Here is a 20,463-nt window from a genome sequence, read left to right on the forward strand (position 1 = left end):
AAATAAAAAATCTATACTATAATATATTTTGATGATCGAACAAAGGGGGATGGGCATGGAATTGAAAGCGTTGCCAGCCATGAAGGGAAATTATAATTTAAACGGCTATGAGGAAGTATACCGGACGTTTGACTGGAAAGATGCTGAAAAAAACTTTTCATGGCACAAAACAGGAAAAGTGAATGCGGCACATGAAGCCATCGACCGCCATGCTGAATCGCACTTGAAAAACAAAGTGGCTTTTTATTACAAAGATCCGGCCCGTGACGAAAAGTACACCTTCAGAGAGATGAAAAATGAAACGAATAAAGCCGGGAACGTCTTAAAAAAGCACGCCGATGTCAAAAAAGGCGACCGTGTGTTTGTTTTTATGCCGAGATCGCCCGAGCTTTATTTTATTATTCTCGGCGCCGTCAAACTTGGGGCCATCGTCGGGCCTTTGTTTGAAGCGTTCATGGAGGGTGCGGTAAAAGACCGGTTGCAAAACAGCGAGGCGAAGGTCATCGTCACGACGCCTGAACTGCTGGAGCGGATTCCGCAAAAAGAGCTTCCGGATCTGAAATCGATTGTGGTCGTCGGGGAAGGCGTGAAGGAAGAAGGGCCTATTGTAGACTATTTTTCAAAAGCTGAAGAAGCGGACACCGATCTTGAGGTTGAATGGGTCGATCCGGAAGACGGAATGCTTCTTCACTATACATCAGGCTCCACAGGCACGCCAAAAGGGGTTCTCCACGTCCATCAGGCGATGGTCCAGCATTACCAGACGGCGAAATGGGTCCTTGATCTGCGGGACGATGATATTTACTGGTGCACGGCTGATCCGGGCTGGGTAACCGGAACGATCTACGGCATCTTCGGTCCGTGGCTGAACGGGGCGACGAATGTCGTCGTTGGCGGCCGATTCAGCCCCGAGTCGTGGTATGAGACGATCGAACAGCTGGAAGTCACCGTATGGTACAGCGCCCCGACAGCCTTCCGGATGCTGATGGGAGCCGGCGACGACCTCGTAAACAAATACGATTTAAGCTCATTGAGGCATATCTTGAGCGTCGGAGAGCCATTAAATCCGGAGGTCATCAGATGGGGACACAAAGTGTTCCATAACCGGATTCATGACACATGGTGGATGACCGAGACAGGCGCACAGCTCATTTGCAATTATCCTTGCATGGAGATCAAGCCGGGTTCGATGGGCAAGCCGTTCCCCGGCATCGAGGCAGCGATCGTTGATAATCAGGGAAAGGAGCTCCCGCCTTACAGAATGGGGAATCTCGCCATCAAAAAGGGCTGGCCGTCGATGATGCGCTCCATCTGGAATAATCCCGAAAAATACAGCTCGTATTTTATGCCGGGGGATTGGTACGTATCCGGAGATTCCGCATACATGGATGAAGACGGATACTTTTGGTTCCAGGGACGGATTGACGATGTCATCATGACGTCAGGCGAACGCGTCGGTCCGTTTGAAGTCGAAAGCAAGCTCGTCGAGCATCCGGCCGTGGCTGAAGCCGGCGTCATCGGCAAACCTGATCCCGTTCGCGGGGAAATTATTAAAGCTTTCATTGCGCTCAGGGAAGGATACGAGCCGTCAGACGCCTTAAAAGAGGAAATCAGGCAGTTTGTCAAAAAAGGCTTAGCCGCGCATGCTGCGCCAAGGGAAATCGAATTTAAAGATAAGCTGCCGAAGACGAGGAGCGGAAAAATCATGAGACGCGTCCTGAAAGCGTGGGAGCTGAACCTCCCGGCCGGCGATCTGTCGACGATGGAAGACTGATGCTTCATTGACAACGAGGAAATATTATGTTAAAAAAGATTTAGTCTTAAATAAGAAAAGGTGAAGACTGAGATCAGTAGAACGCATCCTTCCCTGTCTTAGAGAGCTGATGGCCGGTGAAAATCAGCACAAATGGATGGTTTGAATTACACTCACGAACCGCTTTTACGAAAAAGCCTGTCGCTTTGTAGTAAAAGAACGGACGATGTCCGTTATCAACAAGAGTGAAAAGGACGCCCCGTGCGTTCTTTTAAGCAGGGTGGTACCGCGATGTTCATCGTCCCTTCGTTTACACGAAGGGGCGTTTTTATTTTAGGAAAAAAGGAGCCAATAATGATGACACATTTACTTGACGATTTGTCCTTCAGAGGACTGATTCAGCAGCAAACCGATGAGGAGGGATTAAGGGAGCTCCTCGATCAGGAGAAGATCAGCCTGTACTCAGGTTTTGACCCGACGGCTGACAGCCTGCATATCGGGCATTTGCTGCCGATCTTAATGCTCCGCCGTTTTCAGCAGGCCGGGCATCGCCCGATCGCGCTCGTAGGCGGCGCGACAGGCCTGATCGGCGATCCGAGCGGAAAAAAAGCCGAGCGGACGCTGAACAACGAAGAGATTGTCCGCGAATGGTCGCAGAAAATCAAGAATCAGCTATCGCGTTTCCTTGACTTTGAAGCTGACGAAAACCCGGCGGTAATGGCCAACAACTATGACTGGATCGGGCAAATGAACGTGATTGACTTCCTGAGGGATGTCGGCAAAAACTTCGGCATCAACTACATGCTTGCCAAAGATACGGTAAGCTCCAGAATCGAAACGGGTATCTCATACACAGAATTCAGCTACATGATTCTGCAGTCTCTCGATTTCTTAAATCTATACAGAAACGAAGGGTGCAAGCTGCAGGTCGGCGGCAGCGATCAATGGGGCAACATTACAGCCGGCCTTGAGCTGATCCGGAAATCGGAAGAAAGCGCAAAAGCTTTCGGATTGACGATCCCGCTTGTGACAAAAGCGGACGGCACGAAATTCGGAAAAACGGAAGGCGGCGCCATCTGGCTTGATAAAGAGAAAACGTCGGCCTACGAGTTCTACCAATTCTGGATCAACACAGATGACAGAGATGTTGTCAAATACTTAAAATACTTCACCTTCCTTTCTAAAGAAGAAATCGAAGAGCTGGCAGAAAAAACAGAAACAGCTCCTGAAAAACGCGAAGCGCAAAAACGCCTTGCCGAAGAAGTGACAGTCCTCGTTCACGGCCGCAAAGCGTTCGAGCAGGCTGTCAACATTTCAAAAGCGCTCTTCAGCGGAGACATTAAACAGCTGTCAGCCGAAGAAGTGAAGGTCGGCTTCAAAGGCGTTCCTTCCATGGAACTCGGGCAAACCGATGAACTGCCGCTCGTCGATGTCCTCGTCCAATCGAAGCTGTCGCCATCCAAACGCCAGGCGCGCGAAGACATCACAAACGGAGCCGTCTACATCAACGGCGAACGACGCACTGACGTAAACAGCGTCCTCAGCCGCGAAGACCGCATCGAAGGCCAATTCACCGTCATCCGCCGCGGGAAAAAGAAATACTTCCTGCTGACATATAAGTAATCAGCGAACCCTTGCCATTTGGCAAGGGTTTTTTACGTTCTTGGGACGTGCGAAAATGATAGTGGTGAATAGCTTTCGGTTCTTGTTTCTTGCAGCGAAAGAAAAGAGGAAGAACAGGCGATGGTTGAGGGCAATCGTTGAATCAGGCAGAAAAGATTAAAGAGCAGAAATAAAAGGAACTTTGATGATCGAACAGTAACCGGTCGAGGGAGTCGACTGCAAACATACCTCAGCTGCATTTTTGTTCAATATTTTTTATGATATAATGGATATGTTTTGCATTAATCAATACAGTTGGCAACGGAGGAAATTGTATGAAGTGGTATTGGAAAGGTTTAAAGAACTATGCAAATTTTGAAGGGAGAGCAAGGCGAAAAGAATATTGGATGTTTCATCTCTTTAATGGGATCATTTGTTTTCTTTTATTAATGCTATCATTAATAATAGTAGGTTTATATATTGCCGAATTACTAGGAGAAGGCGGATTTCAAGCAGGATATGTAGTCGGGTATGGAGGAGGATTGCTCGCATACATTCTGATCTTTATTTATCAGTTAGCTGTTTTGGTGCCGTCATTAGCTGTCGGCGTCCGCAGATTGCATGACATCGGGAAAAGCGGCTTATGGATACTCATTGGCTTGATTCCGTTTGTCGGTGCTATTATACTTCTGATCTTTTACTGCCAAGATAGTGAAACAAAAGATAATCAATATGGACCAAATCCAAAAGCCAATTTAAATTAATTGTAAATTGCACCCTGATTGTTAAACAATGAATCCAGCGATTGGGGTGTTTTGTTTGTCTTAAAAAACTCAAAGGAAAAATTTAAAACCGGTTTGGTCGTTCTTTCAAAATAGGTTTCCAAATGTCTCTTTAAACTGCCGTAAATATCAAAAAAGAAAGGAAACCTGATGTCTATTCTCCCAAGTTGTATTGATTTTTACTGGGCATGTTGTGAATGGGCTCGTCTGCACTTTCGCAGCACAGCCTTGAAAAACAAATATTTCCGTTTGTTTTTCATATAACTTTATTCTAATCCTGAATATGGATTTTCAACGTTTCCTTCTAATTCCTCTATAAGCTCTTTAACTTCATCACTAAATTTTTCTTCTATCATCATTTCCTGTAATGCTTGAAAACTTTCCGGAAGTCCCAAATAAGCAATTATTGACGTTGCATTATCTATTAGGTCATAAGAATTCACATCCAAGATGTTTTTTATTAAAATATCCACTTTATGTTTAATTTTGCCGTTGAGAATTTTATAAGTATGCCATTGTCTTTCTGAAAGTTGGTATATAGCTTCAGATAATTCAATTTTGCTGACAGTGCCTTTTGTACTTTCATACATTTCAATCATTTGATTGAAATACTTTTCTAAAGTATCTTCAGATAAAGAATCGGGTAATTCGTCAAACTTGGAAAAATCCATGTTTGTTCCACTCTCCTGCAACTGGTATGTGTGTTATATTACTCGTTTTTTATGGAGGTTACCATCTCGTCCTAGAGGTTTATTTGACAGTCCGCATATGTTTTCCTTTCTTGCTCCCGCAGCAGGCTGTCCATTTTATAATTCCTTGATTTTTCAATGGCGTTCATCTGCTTGAGATGGTTTGTCTGCTCGCTTGTTTGATTTTATCCTCCAAAACCCCCAAAAATTGATGGGGGAGAATGCAGAAATCCGCAAAGCAGCAAATAAACAAAAAACCCTAGAATCGTTGGTATATCAACGATTCTAGGGTTTCCATCAATACTCTTTGCAGAGCATTTCTCTTAACGAGAGTAGAACTCAACGATAAGCGCTTCGTTAATCTCAGCAGGAAGTTCAGAGCGCTCTGGAAGGCGAGTGAACGTACCTTCAAGTTTTTCAGCATCGAAAGTCAGGTATTCAGGAACGAAGTTGTTCACTTCAACCGCTTCTTTGACGATTGCAAGGTTTTGAGATTTTTCGCGAAGCGAGATGGTTTGACCAGGTTTTACCTGGTAAGACGGAATGTCAACGCGGCTTCCATCAACAAGGATGTGACCGTGGTTTACCAGTTGGCGAGCTTGGCGGCGAGTGCGCGCTAAGCCGAGACGGTACACGATGTTGTCAAGACGTGATTCAAGAAGAACCATGAAGTTTTCACCGTGTTTACCGGCCATTTTCGCAGCTTTGTCAAAAAGGTTGCGGAATTGGCGTTCGTTTACACCGTACATATGGCGAAGCTTTTGCTTCTCTTGCAATTGCAAACCATATTCAGATAGTTTTTTGCGTTGTCCCGGACCGTGCGGACCTGGTGCATAAGGACGTTTTTCTAATTCTTTACCCGTACCGCTTAAAGAGATTCCCAAACGGCGGGATAGTTTCCAGCTTGGACCTGTATAGCGAGCCATAATGTGACTCCTCCTTTGGTTTTATTTTGTGAAAATAAAACCCATCTGTTCAATTCAGCCATGTCCATTTTGTTTTCATGTATCCTCGCTCCAGCAGCAAAGAGTTACACGATACACCTTATATAGCATAAGGAACAAAATGAAACACAGATGCAGAACAAAAAGGCTGCAATATTTCACACAAAGTCGATTATATAATGTTCAAGGATGAAAGTCAACCATATGTGACAGGAGTCGAAAATACTATATGTCAACGAGGATAAAGTCCTGGTTTTGTGATATAATCGGGAAAATAAAATGAGATTTTGTGGATATTTTCGGGTGATAATCATGAATAAACAAACGGAAGACCTATATTTGTCTTTTCATCAGGAGTTGCTGCAGTTTTTATTGAAAAACCGGGATGCCTCTTACAGCGAGTCAATCGCCTGGCTCAAGGGGGCGGCAGAGTCTTTTTTTTCGTTTATGTCCTTAACCTTGCACGCTTCATCCCGATCGGACGAGCAGTACGAACCTGATAAAGAGGCCGATAAATATTATACCATAATAACAATTGAAGAATATAATAAATATATTAAGATTTCATGTCAAAAGAATCATAAAATATTGCATGATTTGACTGAATCCGTCCGCTTGTTTTTGCAGAACTGCTTAAAAGCAGAAGCGTCTGCGGAGGAAACGCGCCGCCAAGCGAGGATCTATGAGCAGACAGCGTTGTTTCATGAGCTCATGGGTCAGGAAAAAGTGCTCAAAACGATGCTTGAGAGCTTACAAGGAGAGTTTTCTTCCTTGTCATACGGCCTTTTTCTGTCTTATGACCAAGACCAGTATTTGCAATTGCCTGCAAAAGAAATCGATGTCAATGGTGAATCGGCCGATTCTTTTGCACTTGAAGCCTATCTGTCGGGGCAGGTGAAGCTGATCAACGGATCTACCGTCTATATTCCGCTGAAAGGCAGGCAAGGTACGTACGGCGTTTTGCGTGCCGAGGGAGAGAATGCAGCCGAAGTCGCTGCTGACATCGGCATGATTGCCAATGCTGCGGGAATAGCCTTCGAAAACGCGCGGCTTTATGAACAGGCCAAAAACATGATTTCCAATCTGGAACTTATCAATGAAACGTCTCATCAGCTCAATCAGACACGGCAGCTTCCGGAAATGATGAAATATTTGTCAGAACGGCTGATCGGGTCATTTGGCGCCGATGAAGTGGGCTTTTTTTATAACAACCACTTAGAGGAACAACGGCTCTTGCCTGGGAGCACCGTCTTTTTTCAAACGGGTGCAGCGGATCCGTACATCCGCTATGTCAAAGAGAAAATTTCAGAAGAGGACGGGGTTTTTGTCGGCAGCGGATCATCGATGTTCGGCCCTGACGGCTACGCGTCATTAATGGGCGTTCCAATGATCCAAAACAATGAATACATGGGATTTGCGCTCGTTCTGAAGAAAAATGCCTATTCATTTTCTTTTGAAATGTTCAAGCTCTTTCAGACGCTGATCAGGCATTCCGCACTTGCCGTGACGAATTCGATGCTCCGTGACCGTCTGAAGCATATGGTTCAAACGGACCAGCTGACAGAGCTGTATTCGAGAGCCTATCTCGACGAAAAAATTCAATACAGCATGGAAGCTCATCAGGAAGGGGTGTTTTTGCTGATTGACATTGATAATTTTAAACGGATCAATGATACGTACGGGCACCAGACCGGGGATGCCATCCTTATTCAGGTTGCCCGGGTGATACAGCAGAACATCCGTGAACAGGATGTAGGAGCGAGGTGGGGCGGGGAGGAACTGGCCGTGTACGTTCCGAAAATCGATATGTCCGCCGGGGAAAAGCTGGCTGACCGTCTGATCGCGCCCGTCAGGGAAAACACGAATCCGAAGGTTACGATTTCCTGCGGAATTTCGCACTGGTCGGCGGATGATCCGAAATCCCTGACATCTCTCGTCAAGCAAGCCGATATCGCCTTGTATGAAGCAAAGAGAAACGGAAAAAACAAGCTGATGATTTTTGAAGCCAATTAAAAAAGAGCCGGGATTACCGGCTCTTTTTACTGATACGCTCCCCGAGCTGTTCGGCGAACTTTTTCAAATACAATTCATCTATTTCGTCAAAGCGGTTTGTAATCGGGCTGTCGATGTCAAGCAAGCCGATCACTTCGCCGTCTGCTTCAAGCGGAATCACGATTTCGGATTGTGAAGCAGCATCACACGCGATATGACCCGGGAATGCATTGACATCATCCACGCGTTCGACCTGTTTGTTGGCGAATGCCGTACCGCAGACGCCTTTTCCGAACGGAATCCTGACGCAGGCCGGAAGCCCTTGAAACGGTCCTAACACGAGCTCTCCGTCTTTTGCAAAATAAAAGCCGGCCCAGTTGACGTCCTCAAGCGAATGGTAAAGGAGGCTTGAGGCGTTGGCCAAATTCGCAATCATATCAGGCTCGCCTTCTGTCAGCGCATCCGCTTGTTTAAGCAGGAGCTCGTATTTTTTTTCTTTGCTGCCTTCTGTTTTTTCGACATGAAACATGTTATTTCCCTCACTTTTTATTTGAAAATGCAAAATCGCGGCTTTGCGTGATGTGATTTGTCGAGCACTTTTTACAGGAACAATTCCTGGTGCGTGGAATTGTTTTTGTAAGAAGGGGTGAACAAGATGGGATCAAACTCATTTTTTACCACAAAGGACAGAATTATCGAATCTGCCGTGCAGCTGTTCAACCAAAAAGGGTTTTCAGGAACGTCCGTCCGTGAAATCGCAAAAGCAGCGAATGTCAATGTGGCCCACATCTCTTACTACTTTAATGGAAAAGGCGGATTAATGGAACATTTGGTATCCCGTTTTTATGAAGGATATTTGAGAATCCTTGAAAAGGGATACGAGCGTCTCCATGGCACAACTGCAAAGGATTGCCTTCTTCAGCTGATTTTTGATATTCTATCGTATCAGCATGAACACCGTCAATTAACTCGATTCGTCTATCGCGAGGTAACGATCGATTCGACGCTGATTCGTGAAGTGATGTCGACATACTTAACAAAAGAAAAGTACATTCTCCATTTGATCATTGAAAAAGGAAAAGAGAACAGAGAATTTTCTCATTTTCCCCTTTCGCATTTTATGATCCAGTTGAAATCGCTTTTGACGATGCCCTATTTGCAGCCGCAGTATATTTCTGAGGTACTGTATTTGCAGCCCCATGAACCTTACTTTTACAGGGCGTATTATCAAGAGGTCAAAACATGGATCATCAGCTTGTTTGACAGGAAACAGGAACAGATTGCCGCTATTTAACGATATGTTCAAAACGTTCATAGCCAAACCCGGCATCCTTTGCTTGATGGGCATCAGACCCATAAACAAGCGGGATGTTTTTTTGTTTGGCTTCTTCGATCATCCACTTCTCCAAATAAATGTCCCCGGCATGCGGTTTGCGGAGGCCTGACGTATTGAAATCGAGCTCAAGCCCGCGTGCTGCCGCTTCTGTCAGACATGAGGACACCGATTGGCGGACCTTTTCTGACATGGTGTATGGAAAAAGTTTGACAAACTTTTTAATCAATGTGAGATGACCGATTCGTTTTGGCTTAAAGACGCCGAGCGATGATACAATAGAAGAAAAGATTTCCTGATAGTATGCGAGATACACTTCTTCGATCGTTCCATAATGCCTGATCAGTTGTTGAAACGCGGCATCATCATAATCAAGGCAGATATGAGACTCACCCGCCGGCAAAAAGTGAACCGACAGGATGCCGTCGTCAAGAACCGGGCCGAAATCATCGAGAAATGACTGGATTTCGCGTTCAAAGGCGCGGATATAGTCGACTTCAAGACCGATTAAAATATCGATTTGCCCTTCATATTCTTTTTTCAGCGCCGTAAGGCTTTTCAAATAGCGCTCCAGTGACGCCATCGGCATGGCGCTGTCCTTCCCGGGTGTCGGGTCAACGAAAGAAGGCGGCAGGGGGGCATGCTCTGTAAAGGTAACGGAATGAAAGCCTTTTTTGCATAATTCTTCTATATATTGTCTGAATTCATCCTTTGATCCGTGAGGGCAAAAAGGAGAGTGGACATGACCGTCTCGTTTCAGCATGATGTCACCCCGTAAAGAAATAGTCAGATGTTGTCACTTTGATGTAAAAAAATTAAAAATTCTGCTCAAAAAATGTTGGTTACATGGTATCATAAGAACAATGAAAACGATAGCTTTACTTCTTTTTTACATAACAATTTTTCAAAATATTATAACCCTGACAGAACAAGTTAAACAGCAAGGGGGCTCATTATGGAGTTTGTCATAGGCTTATTAGCGGCTTTTTTGATTTTATTCGCTGCAGGCTACTTATTCAGAAAAAATATATATAAAGAAATCGACCGTTTAGAAGCATGGAAAATCGAAATCCTCAACCGTTCGATCGTGGAGGAAATGTCGAAAATCAAGCATTTGAAAATGACGGGACAGACCGAAGAATTCTTTGAAAGATGGCGCAAAGAATGGGATGAAATCGTCACATCGCACATGCCGAAGGTTGAAGAGCTGTTGTTCGAAGCGGAGGACTGCGCCGATAAATACCGCTTTCAAAAGTCAAAGCAGGTGCTCGCCCACATCGAAAACCTATTAGCAGCGGCCGAGTCCAATATAGAGGACATTTTAAAGGAAATCGCCGACCTCGTTTCAAGCGAAGAACAAAACCGCAAGGAAATTGAAGACGTGAAAGAACGGTATACAAAGGTGCGCAAAAACCTTTTGGCGTACAGCCATTTGTACGGTGACCTTTACCCGAAAATCGAAGCCGATCTTGATGAGGTATGGGAAGGGATCAAGCGATTCGAAGCCGAGACCGAAGGCGGAAACTACATAGAGGCAAGAAAGGTGCTGCTTGCTCAGGACCGCTTGCTTGAAGAGCTTCAAGCACATATAGACGATGTGCCGAAGCTGCTTGCCAGCTGCAAGCAGACCGTACCGCAGGAGCTTCAGAAACTGAGGGCGGGCTACCAGGAAATGATCGGCAAAGGCTACAAGCTTGACCACATTCAGATCGACAAAGAACTGGAAAACCTTATGAAGGAACTGAAGCGCGCCGAAGCAGCGCTCATGGCAGACCTCAATCTGGAAGAAGCATCACAGATCGTGCAAATGATCGATGAGACGATACAGACGCTGTATAACGATTTGGAGCATGAGGTCGAAGCCGGTCAGCTCGTATTAGGCAAAATGCCGGAGCTGGCTGTCACGCTTGAAAAGCTTGAATCGAACAAAGAGGAAACAAAAGCCGAAACAGAGCTCGTAAAAGAAAGCTACAAGCTGACGACGAGTGAGCTGGAAAAGCAGCAGTCGTACGAAAAGCGGCTTGAAACGATCAACAAGCAGTTTGAGCAGGTGAAGGAAAGGCTTGATCAGAAGCATGTCGCTTATTCCCTCTTGAAGGAAGAGCTGCTGGACGTCGAAAAGCAGATGGAAACGGCTCAAAAAGAGCACGATGAATACAGGGAAATGCTTCAATTGCTGCGAAAGGAAGAGCTTCAGGCAAGAGAGCTTCTTGAACAGTTGAAGCACACCGTCAAAGATACGGCAAGACGTCTGGAAAAAAGCAATGTTCCGGGCATTCCCGAGTCATTGACAGAACAGATTCAAGAGTCGCGCTCCATCGTTTTGAAGGTGAATGAACAGCTTGATGTTCTCCCGTTAAACATGGATGCCGTCAACGAGCGGCTGAAAGAAGCCGAAAAGCTTGTCACGGGTGTGAAAGAACAGACGGATGATCTTGTTGAAAAAGTGTTGATGACCGAGCGCATCATTCAGTACGGAAACCGCTTCAGAAGCCAGAACCATATGCTTTCCGAGCAGCTGAAAGAAGCGGAAAGGCGCTTTTATTCATACGATTACGATGAGGCGTTTGAGATTGCCGCAAGAGCGGTGGAAAAAGCCTCTCCGGGTTCTGTGAATCACCTGAAATCGCAGGCCGATCAGCCTGAAAGCTAAAAGCACAAAAAGCCCCCCTTCCAAAAGAAGGGGGGCTTATCATTTTAGCTGACTTTCTCTAAACGGTCCGGACTTACAGGGATAAGGAAAGTCAAGATGTAACCGATCACTGCGCCGATGATGGCCGGGATGAGCCAGCCGATTCCGACGCTGAATAATGGAATGTGCTCGCCTAAAAATTTGTTCAGCGCTCCTAATGGAATGTTCGCGGCATTCAAGCCGTCGATAATGCTGAAAATGCCTGTTGCGAAAAGCGCTCCGATATACACCTCGCGCCGTTCGTTAAACAGTCTGTCAATAAACGAAAGGAATACAACGACGATCGCAAGCGGATAAATCGCTGAAAGAATCGGCACTGAAAGCGAGATGATTTCATTCAATCCGAAATTCGCGATCACCAGGCTGAACAGCGATACAATGATCACGACGGTTTTATAGGAAAGACCCGGAATCAGCTTTGAAAAATATTCTCCGCACGAAGAAACAAGTCCGACGCTCGTTGTCAGGCAGGCGAACAAAATGGCAACCCCGAGGACGACATTACCAAATGAGCCGAACAAAAAGGTGGAAGCCTTAGATAAGATGGCTCCTCCGTTATCGAGTGACCCGACCGTCTCAACGCTTGTCGCTCCAAGATAAGCAAGTGATACATACACAAGCGCAAGTCCAACTGCAGCCACAACCCCGGCTTTAATACAGGAGGCCGCGATTGATTTCGGATTTGTCACTCCGCGCTCTTTTACCGCTGAAATAACGACGATGGCGAAGACGATCGACGCAATGGCGTCCATTGTTTTATAGCCCTCTAAAAAGCCTGTGAAGATCGGAGCGGCCTCATACGCTTTCGTAACAGGACCAATGCTGCCCATCGGCGTAACGATTGCTTTGATTACGAGTATAGCGATGACTGCCAATAAGATCGGTGTTAAAATTTTACCGATGCGGTCAACAAGCTTGCTCGGATTTAAAGCCAGGAAAAAAGTGATACCGAAGAAAATCAGGGTAAAAATAAACAGGTAAATCCCTGATGAATGGCTGCCCAAAAACGGTTCAACGGCAATGACGTACGAAACGGTTCCCGTTCTTGGAATCGCAAACAGCGGTCCGATCGTCAAGTAAATGCAGACGATTAAAATGGTGCCAAAGACGGGGTGCGCTTTATCCGCCAGCCCTTTTGCACTGCCGGTAAGGGCTACGGCAATCACGCCGAGAAGCGGCAGGCCGACGCCTGTCAGCAAAAACCCGATGATGGCCGGCCATACGTTTTCTCCCGCAGCTTGGCCGAGCAGGGGAGGGAATATCATGTTTCCCGCTCCGAAAAAGAGAGCGAACAGCATCAAACCGATCGCTAACGTTTCCTTAGCGGATAGCGTAGTTTTCATTAAAAAGACCTCCTGTTATTGTTAAAATTTTCTGTCAATTATTTTTGCGATATAATGTGACAAAAGTCCAAAGACTATTATATTTTAAAAATCAGATAAGTCAAACATTTATTTTAATTTTCAATTTCGGGTTGATATGATAACATATACAGTCATGAAAAAGAACGTTCAATTCCAAAGGAGCAGATTATGATTTATCTTGATAACAGTTCGACAACTCAACCTTATCCTGAAGTGTTGCAAACGTATGAACAAGTCAGCCGTCGTTTCTTCGGCAATCCATCCTCGCTGCATCACCACGGGGTGGAAGCCGATCAATTATTGGCTGAAGCAAGAAAACAAATCAAATCGGCTTTGTCCGTCACTGATTATGACGTCGTATTTACGTCAGGCGCTTCAGAAGCCAATAATATGGCGCTGAAAGGCATTGCGCTTGCACACGGCCAAAAAGGAAAGCATATCATCACTTCTTCCATTGAACATCCTTCTGTTTCCGAATCTTTGGAACAGCTGAAAACCGCGTTCGGTTTTGACATTACGTATCTTCCCGTCGACGGTCAGGGGCGCGTGTCGCTTGAAGAGCTGGAAAAAGCGATCAGGAAAGATACGATTCTTGTCAGCATCATGCATGTTAACAATGAAACGGGCGTCATTCAGCCTGTCGAGGACATTGGGAACATCGTAAAAAGGACGAGCCGTGCGTTCTTTCACGTCGATTTTGTTCAAGGGATTCATAAAGTTCCGCTGGACATCGCCCGTGCAAAAATCGACCTTTGCACAATATCCGGCCATAAATTCCACGGCTTAAAAGGGACCGGAGCTCTCATACTAAAAGAAGAAATTACCCTTTTTCCGTTAATTTCAGGGGGCGAACAGCAAAACAGCCGAAGGGCCGGGACAGAAAACACAGCCGGCGCGGCAGCGCTCGCAAAAGCGATCAACTTATCAGCAAAGGATTATTCCGGTTATATAGAGGAGATGAAAGCGGCAAAAGCGGATTTCATCAAGCAGCTTAAAGGTTTGGAAGGCGTGATTTTAAATACGCCTGAAGATGCGAGCGCACCGCACATCATCAATTTTTCCGTTCCGGGAATTAAAGCTGAAGTCCTCTTGCATATGCTCGAAGAACGGGGTATTTTTGTATCGACGACATCCGCATGCTCATCAAAGCAGCATAAGCCGAGCAAAGTGCTGATGGCTATGGGAAAAGGGGAGCAGGCGGCCGAAAGCAGCATCAGAATCAGCTTAACTTACCGGGGAAACGAAGGGGTTGTCGAGCCGTTTATGACAGCTCTAACAGAAAGTGTACACAAACTAAAAGGAATTATGAGGTAGAGAAAAAATGAAATATGACTACATGTTAATCCGTTTTGGCGAAATTTCAACAAAAGGAAAAAACAGACGCCTTTTTGTCGATCGTCTGAAAAGAAACATCAAAATGGTTTTGCGCGATTTCAGAAACATCCGTTACGAAGCAACAAGGGACAGAATGACGCTCACATTAAACGGCGAGGATGCCGAAGCCGTAACCGCCCGCTTAAAAAACGTTTTCGGCATTCAATCGTTCAGCCTCGCCGTCAAATGTCCGACAGACTTGGACAGCATTAAAGAGACGGCCCTTGCATCCGTACAAGAGCAATACAAGGCCGGTGACACGTTCAAAGTATCGACAAAAAGAGCCTATAAACAGTTTGAATTAAACACCAATGAAATGAATGCCGAAATCGGCGGACATATTTTGCGGAATACTGAAGGCCTGACCGTTGACGTTCACTCGCCTGACATTCATTTGCGAATCGAGATCAGGGAAGATGCGACTTATTTGACGTTCCGCGATGAAAAAGGAGCCGGGGGACTGCCCGTCGGCAGCGGAGGAAAAGCGATGCTGATGATCTCGGGCGGCATTGACAGCCCTGTCGCCGGATTTTATGCGATGAAGCGCGGCCTTGAAATTGAGGCGATTCACTTTTTCAGTCCGCCGTACACGAGCGAGCGCGCCAAGCAAAAGGTGATCGACCTTACCGAAAAGCTGACGGCGTTCGGCGGGGACATCAAGCTTCACATCGTGCCGTTTACAAAAACGCAGGAGCACATTCAAAAGCAAATTCCCGAAAACTATTCGATGACGGCAACCCGCAGGCTGATGCTGCAGATCGCAGACAAGATACGCGAACAAAACAACGGCCTCGCCATTTTTACGGGAGAAAGCCTCGGACAGGTGGCAAGCCAGACGCTTGAAAGCATGTATGCGATTAATGCGGTGACGAATACGCCGGTTTTGCGTCCGCTGATCGGAATGGACAAAACCGAAATCATCGAAAAGGCGAAAGAGCTCGGCACATACGACATCAGCATCAGGCCGTACGAAGACTGCTGCACGATCTTCACGCCGTCAGCGCCGAAAACGCGGCCCAAAAAAGAAAAAATCGAGCATTTTGAAAGCTATACCGACTTCGAGCCTCTCATTCAGGAAGCGGTAGAAAAGACGGAAACGATCGTTTTAAGCGGCAAAACGGAGGCGAAAGAGAAGTTCGCCGACTTATTTTAAAGGCGCATTCCCAAGGTCGATACCGTCTGTTTTGCATACAATTACCAAACATTCTTTGCATGAAGTCATGTGTTTCTACACAATCTATACTCACAAGGAGGTGAGAACACATGGCTCAAAACAACAGACAAAGCAATTCTAACCAACTATTGGTTCCAGGAGCTGCTCAAGCAATCGACCAAATGAAATTCGAAATCGCTTCTGAATTCGGTGTTAACCTTGGAGCGGAAACTACTTCTCGTGCAAACGGTTCAGTTGGAGGAGAAATCACTAAGCGTTTAGTTTCTTTCGCTCAGCAACAAATGGGCGGAGGTACACCTCAGTAACTTAAAAATTAAACAAGTAATGGATAATGAGAGTGGGGTTTTCCCCCACTCTTTTATTGTGCGAAAAGAACGTGTCAGCAGTACACACTCTTTATATCTGCCGAACATACTGTATTTTCATGGGACAAATCGTTTTAGAAAATACACAATATTGTTTATAATGAAATGATGGCAAATGTGAGGAGAGGAAATCGTTGAAAAGAGAAGATTTGATAGCTCCAGAGAAGTATAATGCGGTTGATGAGATTGAAAAATTCAATGCTTTTCCAAACAAGACGGCTTTAATCTGGGAAGATGAATCAGGTCGAACAGCTTCCTGGACATATCAGACGCTGATCGATAAAACTAACAGGATAGCAGGCGTTCTGGCCGATTCAGGTTTGCAAAAAGGCGATAAGCTGATCGTGATGATGCCGCGCGTTTTGGAAACCTATGCCGTTTATATGGCGATTCTAAAAGCGGGAATGGTTGTCATTCCTTGTTCTGAGATGCTTCGCGCAAAAGACCTGGACTACAGGATCGAGCATGCCGGTGTGAAAGGCGCCGTTATTTATTCTTCGTTTATTGATTCTATAGAGGGAGTTCAGTCCAAGGAAAAGCTGAAGACTTTCTCGGTCGGAGAAAATGAAGCTGGATGGCCGGATCTACTAAAAGAGATGGAAACGGGGAACGGAGCATCCTTTCAAGCGGCAGAAACGAGCCGCGACGATATCGCGTTTTTATCGTATACATCCGGCACGACAGGCCAGCCCAAAGGCGTTGTTCACACACACGGCTGGGCGTATGCCCATTTAAGAACGACGGCTTCCGCCTGGCTAGATATCAAAGAAGACGACCTCGTCTGGGCAACGGCCGGCCCAGGGTGGCAAAAATGGCTGTGGAGCCCGTTTTTGGCTGTGCTGGGAAGCGGAGCGACAGGATTTGTCTACCACGGAAAATTCGATCCAGAGACGTATTTGTCGTTAATGGAACGCTATCGAATCAATGTGCTTTGCTGTACGCCGACAGAGTACCGATTTATGGCAAAGGTCAATGATCTGTCAGGCTGGGATCTTTCTTCTATCCACAGTGCTGTTTCGGCGGGCGAGCCTTTAAACCGGGAAGTCATCGACGCGTTTAAAAAGCATGTAAACGTTGAAGTGCGGGACGGCTATGGACAAACGGAAAACACTTTGCTCGTCGGCGTCCTGAAGGGAATGAAGGTCAAACCGGGCAGCATGGGTAAGCCAACCCCGGGCAACATCGTCGAAATCATAAATGAAGACGGGGGTATCTGCGAACCCGGTGAAACGGGGGATATCGCCGTCCATATCAGTACGCCGGCCCTTTTCAAAGAATATTATAATGATCCGGAACGGACGCTTCTTCAAAGAAGAGGGGATTACTTCATCACCGGCGATAAAGCGAGCAAAGATGAAGAAGGCTATTTTTGGTTTGAAAGCCGAAACGATGATATTATCATCAGTTCCGGCTATACGATCGGCCCTTTTGAAGTCGAAGATGCGCTGATCAAGCACCCGCGTGTAAAAGAATGCGCCGTTGTCGCAAGTCCTGATGAAATCAGAGGAGCCATCGTCAAAGCGTACGTTGTATTAAAGGATTGCTCCGGAGACCAAAGCCTGGTAAAAGAGCTGCAAAACCATGTCAAGGCATTAACAGCTCCGTACAAATACCCGCGGGAAATCGAATTCATCGACCAGCTTCCTAAAACCCCTTCAGCGAAAATCAAACGCTTTGAATTAAGAAAACGGGAACTCGCCCGGAAAACGGAAAGAAATCGCTGAACGGCAAACTTTTAATAATAGGGAGACCTCCTTTGAGCCGTGACTCACTCCGAACCATCGAGAAAGAAATCGCGCTCCTGGTGCGCCTGACAACGGCCTACAGTCCGCGATTCGGAAATTTGGACCGTTCCGAATACCTGCTTTTGAGCGAACTTGACAGCGAAAGTCCTCTTGCGATCAATACATTAGCTGACAAGCTGATGATGAATCCTCTCGACTGCAAGCCGGCAAGTTCCGGCTCTTAAGCGGAAAAACTGATCAGGCGTTTTCCAGATCCGCAAAACGGCCGGATCAACCTTGTGGAGATGACTCAGGAAGGAATTGACAAGCTGCATAAGGTGCAAAAGGCCAGCTGTGATGTTTATGCCGAGGTTTCCCAAGAATGGCCGGATAAAGTGGATATTACCGCCTGACGGTAATCAGGACACAACATTCGAAGGGGAAGTAAAGGACATCGTCAAAGCGACAAACTCTGCATTTTCAATGTTGCCGGAGAATACGAACGGAAACTGTACAAAAGTGACTGAGAAGGTGCAGGTTAAGATCTCTATCGATCATCCTTCTTCCAGCGTGCTTCCCGGCATGAATGCGAAAGTTAAAATGTCGATATAACAAAAAAGAGGCAGGTGCTTGGCACCCGCCTCTTTTCATCTTGAAAAGGCTTCCAATATTAAAGAAATGTACGCTTTACTTTTTCCCAGAATGAATTGTCTTTCAGCTTGACGGTTTTCATGACTTTTCCGGACAGGCTGACCTCAACCTCTTTTACATTCATCGTGCTGAATGCTTCGTTATCAAGGCCGATGATCGGATAATCGTTGCCGTCCTGGGCGATTTTAAGCGTCAGCTTACGGTCGGCGCTTAAGATAAACGGCGAACCGAGCGTCCTGTAGGTGTTGTTGTTTAATGAAGCGAGCTCTGTCACCTGTATGCATGGAAGCAACGGATCGACAACCGCCCCTTCGACAGATTTATTATAAGCCGTGCTTCCCGTCGGGGTGGATACAATCATTCCGTCCCCGCGGAATGTTTCAAAATGAAGATCGTCAATATATACATCCATCACAAACGTTTTAATAATGCTTGAGCGGATGGATACCTCGTTCAGACAGTGAAATCGGTTCGTCCCGTCAACCGTCACATCAATCAGCGGGTATTTTCTGACTTCGATTTGTTCCGAGTTTGTCGCTTCAATCATTTTATCTGTATCATGAATATTAAAATCAGCGTAAAGGTGAGCCTTCCCCTTTTTGGCTATCCCTACATACAGACAGTCATCCCTGAAATTCGTTTTTCGCACCGCCTGCAAAAAAGTACCATCGCCGCCGATACTTGCGATAATGTTGGCCTGCCGATGATCGTCGACGACTTGAAATCCATGTTCTTTGGCAAGCTGCTTCAGCATATTGCACTGTTCATCTGTTTCCGCATTTTTCTTGTAAAAGAAATAAATGTTCCGGCGGTCTGTCACAACCATTCTCCCCTTTGTTTGTGAAATTTAGATTTCTCTGCCATCCAACATATATGTTAAAATGACCTGTGACCCTAGTTTATCATGTCCTCAGGAGTTTGTTGTATATGAAGCGTCATCATATCGAACTTTTTCTCTTCGTATACGTACTATGACATGCAACGTTTTTTATTAAAGGAGGAGAACAAATGAATCCTAAAAGGTGGATAGCGCTCGTGATCGCTGTGGGTATTTTCGGCGTTTCTTTGATCATGAGCCTTATTTTGACGGTTTTTGAAAGTTTCAGCGATGACAGCAAGATGCAGTTTGGCCTCACTGACGGCCAGGAAGAAACGGTTTTGGAGAACGGGAGCGGTTCAAATAAAATCGCAGTCCTCGAAGTGGATGGAACGATTCAAGACAACGGTGATGGCTCAAGCCTTCTCGGCTCTGACGGATACAACCACAGATCGTTCTTGAAAATGCTGGAGAGAGCGAAAGATGATTCCGCGGTAAAAGGGATCATTTTACGCGTGAATTCTCCGGGAGGCGGAGTATACGAAAGCGCTGAAATACATAAGAAACTCGAAGAAATCAAAAAGGATGCGAAAAAGCCGATTTACGTATCAATGGGTTCAATGGCAGCGTCCGGAGGCTATTACATTTCCACCGCGGCGGATAAGATTTACGCAGCGCCCGACACCCTGACAGGCTCTCTCGGGGTCATTATGGAAGGCCTGAATTACAGCAAGCTTGCCGAAAAGCTCGGGTTGAAAACGGAAACGATCAAAAGCGGAGAATATAAAGACATCATGTCACCGACGCGCGATATGACGAAGAAAGAGCGGGAGATTATGCAGTCCATGGTCAACGATTCTTATGAAGGCTTCGTTGGCGTAATTTCCGAAGGGCGCAATTTATCAAAGGCCGACGTGAAAAAAATCGCCGATGGACGGGTTTATGACGGACGGCAGGCGAAAAAGCTGCATTTGGTCGATGAACTCGGCTATTACGAAGATACAGTAAAAGCAATGAAAAAAGACCATAAAGATTTGGCTAAGGCGTCCGTTGTCAGCTACAAAGAATCGACAGGCCTTTCATCGCTCCTGTCGATGAGCGCGAACAAGATATTTAAAAGCGAAGCTGACTTTTTGAATATTAAAGAAGCCGTTTCGCAATCCGGCGCGCCTAGACTGATGTATCTTTACGCTAAATAGGAGGGGGA

18 protein-coding genes, 1 pseudogene and 1 other annotated feature are annotated in these 20,463 nt (G+C 45.9%); of the genes and pseudogenes, 13 read left to right on the top strand and 6 right to left on the bottom strand.

The features are described 5' to 3' along the window. The first annotated feature begins 55 nt into the window (after positions 1-55). From acsA to AB447_RS06495, 3 genes are all read left to right on the top strand, one after another. Positions 56-1,774, top strand: a complete 1,719-nt coding sequence (acsA, locus tag AB447_RS06485; protein ID WP_048356420.1) for an acetate--CoA ligase — start codon at positions 56-58, stop codon at positions 1,772-1,774. Positions 1,775-1,828: 54 nt separating this feature from the next. Further along, positions 1,829-2,062, top strand: a binding site (T-box leader). A 48-nt stretch (positions 2,063-2,110) separates the two neighbouring features. After that, positions 2,111-3,376, top strand: a complete 1,266-nt coding sequence (gene tyrS / locus AB447_RS06490) for a tyrosine--tRNA ligase (protein ID WP_048356423.1) — start codon at positions 2,111-2,113, stop codon at positions 3,374-3,376. A gap of 314 nt (positions 3,377-3,690) precedes the next feature. Then, positions 3,691-4,119, top strand: coding sequence for a DUF805 domain-containing protein (locus tag AB447_RS06495; RefSeq protein WP_048356421.1), 429 nt, complete (start codon positions 3,691-3,693; stop codon positions 4,117-4,119). 284 nt (positions 4,120-4,403) lie between these two features. Here AB447_RS06495 and AB447_RS06500 read toward each other — a convergent pair whose 3' ends face one another. Both AB447_RS06500 and rpsD read right to left on the bottom strand, forming a co-directional pair. Continuing rightward, positions 4,404-4,808, bottom strand: coding sequence for a hypothetical protein (locus tag AB447_RS06500; protein ID WP_057957481.1), 405 nt, complete (start codon positions 4,806-4,808; stop codon positions 4,404-4,406). Positions 4,809-5,149: 341 nt separating this feature from the next. Then, positions 5,150-5,752 (bottom strand): 30S ribosomal protein S4, encoded by a 603-nt coding sequence (gene rpsD, locus AB447_RS06505; RefSeq protein ID WP_046130819.1) that lies wholly within the window; start codon positions 5,750-5,752, stop codon positions 5,150-5,152. A 330-nt stretch (positions 5,753-6,082) separates the two neighbouring features. Between rpsD and AB447_RS06510 the strand changes: the two genes are divergently transcribed. Beyond that, positions 6,083-7,783 carry a sensor domain-containing diguanylate cyclase gene (locus tag AB447_RS06510; protein WP_048356199.1) on the top strand — a complete coding sequence of 567 codons (1,701 nt, stop codon included), beginning with the start codon at positions 6,083-6,085 and terminating at the stop codon, positions 7,781-7,783. A gap of 13 nt (positions 7,784-7,796) precedes the next feature. On the opposite strand, the gene AB447_RS06515 is transcribed toward AB447_RS06510, so the two are convergent. Next, positions 7,797-8,291, bottom strand: a complete 495-nt coding sequence (locus tag AB447_RS06515; protein WP_048356200.1) for a GAF domain-containing protein — start codon at positions 8,289-8,291, stop codon at positions 7,797-7,799. 126 nt (positions 8,292-8,417) lie between these two features. Between AB447_RS06515 and refZ the strand changes: the two genes are divergently transcribed. Continuing rightward, positions 8,418-9,056 (top strand): forespore capture DNA-binding protein RefZ, encoded by a 639-nt coding sequence (refZ, locus tag AB447_RS06520; RefSeq protein WP_048356201.1) that lies wholly within the window; start codon positions 8,418-8,420, stop codon positions 9,054-9,056. Here the strand turns inward: refZ and hisJ are convergent. Continuing rightward, positions 9,049-9,858 (bottom strand): histidinol-phosphatase HisJ, encoded by an 810-nt coding sequence (hisJ, locus tag AB447_RS06525; RefSeq protein WP_048356202.1) that lies wholly within the window; start codon positions 9,856-9,858, stop codon positions 9,049-9,051. The genes refZ and hisJ overlap by 8 nt on opposite strands. Positions 9,859-10,050: 192 nt before the next feature. On the opposite strand from hisJ, the gene ezrA reads away from it, so the two are divergent. Next, on the top strand, positions 10,051-11,748 hold the full coding sequence (ezrA, locus tag AB447_RS06535) for a septation ring formation regulator EzrA (protein WP_048356204.1): 1,698 nt from the start codon (positions 10,051-10,053) through the stop codon (positions 11,746-11,748). 44 nt (positions 11,749-11,792) lie between these two features. On the opposite strand, the gene brnQ is transcribed toward ezrA, so the two are convergent. Beyond that, positions 11,793-13,130 carry a branched-chain amino acid transport system II carrier protein gene (brnQ, locus tag AB447_RS06540; RefSeq protein ID WP_048356205.1) on the bottom strand — a complete coding sequence of 446 codons (1,338 nt, stop codon included), beginning with the start codon at positions 13,128-13,130 and terminating at the stop codon, positions 11,793-11,795. A gap of 189 nt (positions 13,131-13,319) precedes the next feature. On the opposite strand from brnQ, the gene AB447_RS06545 reads away from it, so the two are divergent. The 6 genes and pseudogenes from AB447_RS06545 to AB447_RS26160 all read left to right on the top strand — a co-directional run. Continuing rightward, positions 13,320-14,465, top strand: a complete 1,146-nt coding sequence (locus AB447_RS06545; protein ID WP_048356206.1) for a cysteine desulfurase family protein — start codon at positions 13,320-13,322, stop codon at positions 14,463-14,465. Between the two features lie 7 nt (positions 14,466-14,472). Then, a complete protein-coding gene (thiI, locus tag AB447_RS06550) occupies positions 14,473-15,678 on the top strand; it encodes a tRNA uracil 4-sulfurtransferase ThiI (RefSeq protein ID WP_057957482.1) in 1,206 nt (401 codons plus the stop codon). A 110-nt stretch (positions 15,679-15,788) separates the two neighbouring features. Continuing rightward, on the top strand, positions 15,789-16,004 hold the full coding sequence (locus tag AB447_RS06555) for an alpha/beta-type small acid-soluble spore protein (protein WP_006638006.1): 216 nt from the start codon (positions 15,789-15,791) through the stop codon (positions 16,002-16,004). 194 nt (positions 16,005-16,198) lie between these two features. Then, the gene (mbcS, locus tag AB447_RS06560) at positions 16,199-17,788 is read left to right on the top strand and encodes an acyl-CoA synthetase MbcS (RefSeq protein WP_057957483.1); all 1,590 of its coding nucleotides are present in this window, start codon (positions 16,199-16,201) and stop codon (positions 17,786-17,788) included. A 32-nt stretch (positions 17,789-17,820) separates the two neighbouring features. Further along, the gene (locus AB447_RS26705) at positions 17,821-18,033 is read left to right on the top strand and encodes a hypothetical protein (RefSeq protein WP_232517701.1); all 213 of its coding nucleotides are present in this window, start codon (positions 17,821-17,823) and stop codon (positions 18,031-18,033) included. A gap of 166 nt (positions 18,034-18,199) precedes the next feature. Next, positions 18,200-18,400 (top strand): annotated as a pseudogene (locus AB447_RS26160) (transporter); the annotation flags it as partial. A gap of 58 nt (positions 18,401-18,458) precedes the next feature. On the opposite strand, the gene AB447_RS06570 reads toward AB447_RS26160, so the two are convergent. Next, positions 18,459-19,259, bottom strand: coding sequence for an NAD kinase (locus AB447_RS06570; RefSeq protein ID WP_048356207.1), 801 nt, complete (start codon positions 19,257-19,259; stop codon positions 18,459-18,461). Between the two features lie 188 nt (positions 19,260-19,447). Here AB447_RS06570 and sppA point away from each other — a divergent pair, with 188 nt between their 5' ends. Further along, positions 19,448-20,455, top strand: a complete 1,008-nt coding sequence (gene sppA / locus AB447_RS06575) for a signal peptide peptidase SppA (protein ID WP_048356208.1) — start codon at positions 19,448-19,450, stop codon at positions 20,453-20,455. Positions 20,456-20,463: the final 8 nt, after the last annotated feature.

The sequence above is a fragment of the Bacillus glycinifermentans genome, assembly GCF_001042475.2.
GTDB lineage: Bacteria > Bacillota > Bacilli > Bacillales > Bacillaceae > Bacillus > Bacillus glycinifermentans.